The sequence below is a fragment of the Roseicyclus amphidinii genome (genome assembly GCF_030163755.1).
GTDB lineage: Bacteria > Pseudomonadota > Alphaproteobacteria > Rhodobacterales > Rhodobacteraceae > Roseicyclus > Roseicyclus amphidinii.
Map to the genome: position 1 here is coordinate 1 of NZ_JASJOE010000116.1, position 5,365 is coordinate 5,365.

General features: G+C 70.1%; 2 protein-coding genes. Both read left to right on the plus strand.

Annotated elements, in window-relative coordinates:
• Positions 1-4,882 (plus strand): beta strand repeat-containing protein (locus QQK83_RS18780; RefSeq protein WP_284266893.1); only part of this gene is annotated, 4,882 nt, incomplete at its 5' end.
• Positions 4,883-4,924: 42 nt separating this feature from the next.
• Positions 4,925-5,365: SapC family protein (locus QQK83_RS18785; protein ID WP_284266895.1), on the plus strand; the 441-nt coding region annotated here is incomplete at its 3' end.

The window sequence follows — 5,365 nt, forward strand, 5'->3', positions numbered from 1 at the left end:
GCTCGGGGCGGCGGGCGGAGGCGGCGGTGCCGGGGCAGGGGGCGCGGGGCCGGACACGGGTGGCTCCGGCCCCGATCCTGCGCCGCAACTGGCCTATGTCGTGGACGGCTACCTGTCGGGGGCGACGGTCTTCGGAGACGCCAATGACAACGGCATCCAGGACCCCGGCGAGACCTTCACCACGACGCAGGCCGACGGCAGTTTCGACTCGTCCCTGTTCGCGGACGGCGTGCCCCTCGTGGCGCGGGGCGGGGTGGATATCTCGACCGGCGAGACCTTTACCGGCACGCTCAAGGCCCCCGCCGGCTCGACGGTGGTCACGCCGTTGACGACGGTCGTGCAGACGATCATCGCGTCCGACACCTCGGGCACCCCGCCCACCCCGCAAGAGGCGGCGGCCAGCCTTGCGGCCTCGCTCGGGTTGCAGGGTGACCTCTTGAACGACGACCCCTCGGCCGTGGCCGAAACCGGCGACCTGTCGCAACTTCAGGCGGCCGCCAAGATCGCCGCCGTCATCAACCTTGTCTCGGCCGCCGCGCCGGACGATCCCGACGCGGCCGTCGACGGGGTGCTGGCCGCGCTGGCGCAGGACCTCTCCGATGGCGAGGGGGGCGACCCGTTCGACGATCCGGCGGCGATCCAGACCGCGCTTGCCGCGGCGGGCCCGGCGATCCAGGTCTCCGCGGCCGACCTGGCCACGGCGCTGGTGGCCGCCGCGAACGAGATCGACAGCGCCGAGGACCTGGGCGGGCTCGAGGCTTCGCAGACCGTGGTGCAGGGCACGCTGACCACCGCGGTCACCCAGAGCGTCGGGACGACGGAGGGTCCGTCGGCCCTGAGCACCGCGAACGAGACACCGGACCTGTTCGACACCGTCGTGCCGCTCAGGCCACAGGTCACCGAGTTCACGCCGGCCACCGACACGCTTGGCAACGGCGGCGCGGAGAACACCATCACGCTGTCGGGCACCGCTCGCGCCGGATCAACGATCACCTACCAGATCGGGCTTGCGACCGGGACCGTCACCGCGGATGAGACCGGCGCCTGGACCGTCACCACGAACGGAGCGGCCCTGCTTGCCGCAGGCACCGAGGGGCAGGTCGTTCCGGTCATCACCGCCACGCTGAACGGTGTCACCTCCGGCGCGGCAACCGGGGTGCCGACCTACGAGATCGACGGGGCCGCGCCCGCGGCGCTGACGCAGGTCGCGCTGTCCGGCGGGGATGACGGTGTCATCAGCGCGGCCGAGACCTCCGGCGCGGCGTTCACCGGCCAGACCGAGGCGGGGGCCGAGGTGACCTTCAGCCTGAACGGCGGCCCCGAGGTGGTGGTGACCGCAGGCGAGGACGGTCGCGTCACCGTTTCGCTGGACGGCGGGGCGCTGGGCGCGTTGGTGGAGGGCAGCAACACCCTGTCAGCCGTGGTCCGCGACGCGGCGGGCAACACCGCGGCGACCGCTCCCGGATTCGAGATCACCGTCGACACCGTCGCGCCGGATGTGCCGGGGATCGACGCGGTGACGGGCGACAACCTCGTGACCGCGCTCGAGGCGCAAGCGCCGATTGCCGTCACCGGGACCGGCACCGACGGCGACAGCGTCGAGATCTTCATCGACGGCCAGTCGGCGGGCACCGCGACCGTGTCGGGCGGCACATGGTCCATCGACATCGCGGCCCCCGCCGACGGCAGCCGCACCCTGACGGCCGTGGCCACGGACCCGGCGGGCAATGCCTCGGCAAGCTCCGCGGCGGTGGATTTCGTGGTCGAGACCGGCGCGCCGACCGTGTCCATCGACGCGCTTCCCGTCGGGAACCTCGCCAATGCCGCCGAGATCGCGGCCCCCGTCACCGTGACCGGCAGCTCGAGCAATGCCGTCAGCGTCAGCGTCCGCGTCCTGCAGGGAACGACCGAGGTTGTTCCCGCAACGACCGCCACGCTTGAGCCCGACGGCAGCTGGAGCGCCTCGGTCTCGCTCGACGGGCTTGAGGGCAACTACATCATCGAGGCGACGGTGACGGATGGCGTGACCCCGGTGACGACCACCACCCCCCTCGAGATCGACGCGACCGCGCCGGGTGCCCCCGGCCTTGCGCTGACGGATGCGGGCGCGGACGGCGTCGTGAACAGCGCCGAGGCCGCGAGCGCGACGCTGACCGTGACCGGCGAGGCGAACACCGAGATCAGTGTGAGCATCGGCGGCACCGCGCAGACCGTCACGACCGACGCGGAGGGTGTGGCCGTCGTCGCGCTCGACGGGCGTCTGACCGACGGCGACACCGCCGTGACGGCCACGCAGACCGACGCCGCGGGCAATGTCTCGTCCGAGGCAAGCCTGACCATCCCGGCGGATTTCGGCAAGCCGGACGCGCCTGTCATCACGCTTGCGGACAGCCAGATCGACGACACCGAGATCGCCGCGGTCACGATTTCCGGCAGCGGGGCCGAGGGCGACGCCACGGTCCGCCTGTCCTCGGACCTGTTCGATGCGGATATCGAGGTGACCGCCGATGCGTCGGGCAACTGGACGACAGCGCCGCTTGACCTGAGCGGCACGGCCGATGCCGTCTACACGATCTCGGCCGTGGTGATCGACGCGGCGGGCAATGTCTCGGACCCGGCCACGGCCGATCTGACCATCGACGCCGTGCCCGATCCGGCGGTGGCCATCACGCTGGAGGACGGCGAGAAGGAGGGCGACCTTGTCCTTTACGACGCCGTCGAGTTTGCCGCGCTTCAGGAGGCGGCCGAGAGTGACGAAGGCGGCGGAACCGTCTCGAACGTGCCCGAGGGCACGGCCGTCACGGTCCGGCTGACCGGAACCTCGGCCAGCGGCGACTTCGACGTGACCTTCGGGCCGGATGACGATCCGGGCGGCAGCCATTTCCGCACCGACGCCAGCGGCGCTTTCACCATCTCGATCCCCGATGCCACGCTTGCATCCTTCGACGGCATGACCGAGGCCGGCTCGGTGACCATCAGCGCGGGCGGCGCGACGCTGACCCTCGACCTGCTGATCAATTCGCAGATCGGCGCCGAGGGCAGCACGGTGGTCAATGTCGGGACGACGGCCGTCGATCCGGTGGCCGATGCGGAAGCCCTTGTTCCCGAAGCGGTCGAGATCGCGCTCCTCGACGGGGCGGTGTTGCTGAACGGCCTCGGCATCGCCACGCTCGAGGTGGCCGGCCCGCCCGGAGGCATCAGCTACAACATGGTGCTGGTCTATGACGGCGACAGCACCGCCCCGGTGCAGTCCTTTGCCTTCGACGGGGGGGAGGGTGGCAGCCTTGCGGCCCTCAGCAGCAGCCTGTTCCTGCGGGACGACGCGCTTTACGTGCTGCAGGGGAACCTGTCGGGCAGCTTGGACCCGCTTGCGGTGACGCAGGGCGAAGACCCGCTCTATACGCTCTACCGCATTCCGTCGAACGGCCTGGCCGAGGCGCTGCCGGCCTTCGGGACGGCGGATAATTTCGACACCGCCGCCACCGCCGTGCAAAGCTTCGACATCGCGCTGGGCGATATCGCGCCCGAACTCGCCGCGGCCACGCTGGGCGAAAACGACGTCTTCCTGCCGCTCGACCTGTCCAGCGGGGACAGCGCGCCGGTCGTGCTGTTCTTCCGCGAAGACCTGGCAACCGAAACCACGTCCGAGGCCTACCTCGTGCGGATCAACACCTTCGACGGCTCGGTGCAATCGCTGCCGGTCGATGTCTCGGCCTATCTCGACGGGGACGGGGTGTTCGACGACTTCGCCGTCGGATCGGCCCTGCAGGTCGATCCCGATACGGGCGAAGCCATCAGGCTCGATCTGCTGGGGCTGCCCACGCCCGAGGGATACGAGCGGACGGTGTCCTACGATTACGTCACCGACCTCGGGTTCCTGACGCTCACGACAACCGGCAACGACGGGCAGACCGACGTGATGGTCGCGCGCGGCGGCATCCTCGAATTCCTTGACGGCGGCGAGACGACACCCGGAAACACGGACGATGATTTCATCGCGCTGGGCAACACCACGGGTGCTGAGACGGCGGTGAACATCACCGTGACCGATGGGCAGGCGACCATATCGGTCGACCGCGCGGCGTTTCTCGAGTTCGTGGGATCGGAAACCACCGTCCCCCTCGAGTTCGACCTGTTCTGGACTGGCTCGGTGACACCGGGCGAGGTTGCGGGATACGGGGCGTTCACCTCCAACGGAGCGCAGCCCGAGGGGGGAACGACGGAGCAAGGCTTCGGCTACGCCCGGTTCAGCCTCGATGTCGATGTCACGGCTTTCAGCGGTGATACCGGGGTGGAGCAGCTGGATCTCGTGACCATCACCCTGTCCGGTGTCGACGGAACGGAGTTCTACGGGCTTGGCATGAACCTTGTCGGTGAGGGCGGCGCGCCCGACTTCGACGGGTTCCAGAAGGTCGGTGGCGTCGATGGGTCGGGCGCGCAATTCGTGGTGGTGACCGACAGCCAGTCGACCTCCGGCTTCGACATCGTGCAGGGCTTCGACCTCGGGGCCGAGGGCGATGTGATCCAGGTCTTCGCCAGTTTCCCCCATTACCGGGGCACGGCGGTCGAACGCATCGGCGACGGCGCGGAGGGTGTCACGCTGGCGGCGGACACGGGGATCGTGATCTTCGAGGGGCTCGTGGGGGCCGAGGATGACGATGTGATCGCCATGGCCGAGACCCGGATCGACGGTCTCGAAAACCAGTCGATCATCGCCGTGACCGGCGACGAGAGCGGCCTGTTCGTCTGGAGCCTTGCCTTCGATGCAACGGGCGCGGTCACGTCCGACAGCATCCTGCGGGTGGACAATCTCGACCACACCGACCTGCCCGACTTCAACCTGAACTCGACCGATATCCAGTTGTTCCTGCCCGAGGTTTGACCGCGGCCGGTGCGCAGCCGCGCGCCGGGCCGTCAAGACGACATGACGCGATTGGCCCCCCTTTCCTTCGCCGCCCATGGCAGCCTCGGCTGGACGCCCACGGTGTCCTCCGTGGTGCCGGGGCAGGGTGCCGCGGTCGCCCTCTGCATGGACGAGCTGCCGGGTTTTGCCCTGCGCCTGCCCTTGGCGATCCAGCTGCAGCGCGGTCGGGCGCGGCCGGTCGTCCCGGTCCGGGGCGTGCGGGCCGGCGGCCTGCCGCTGCTGGACGAGGCGGGAACATGGCGCGCCCGGATCGTGCCCTTCGCGCTGCGGCGGGGACCGTTCCAGGCCGTGCGCACGGCGGACACCGAGACCGTGTTCGTCGATGAGACAGCCCTTTTGCCGCCCGGCGGCGCGGTGGTGCCCCTGTTCGACGGGCCGGGCACCCTTGCCGCGGCCACGCGCGACCACCTCGCGGCGCTTGCGGGCTGGCAGGCGGGACTT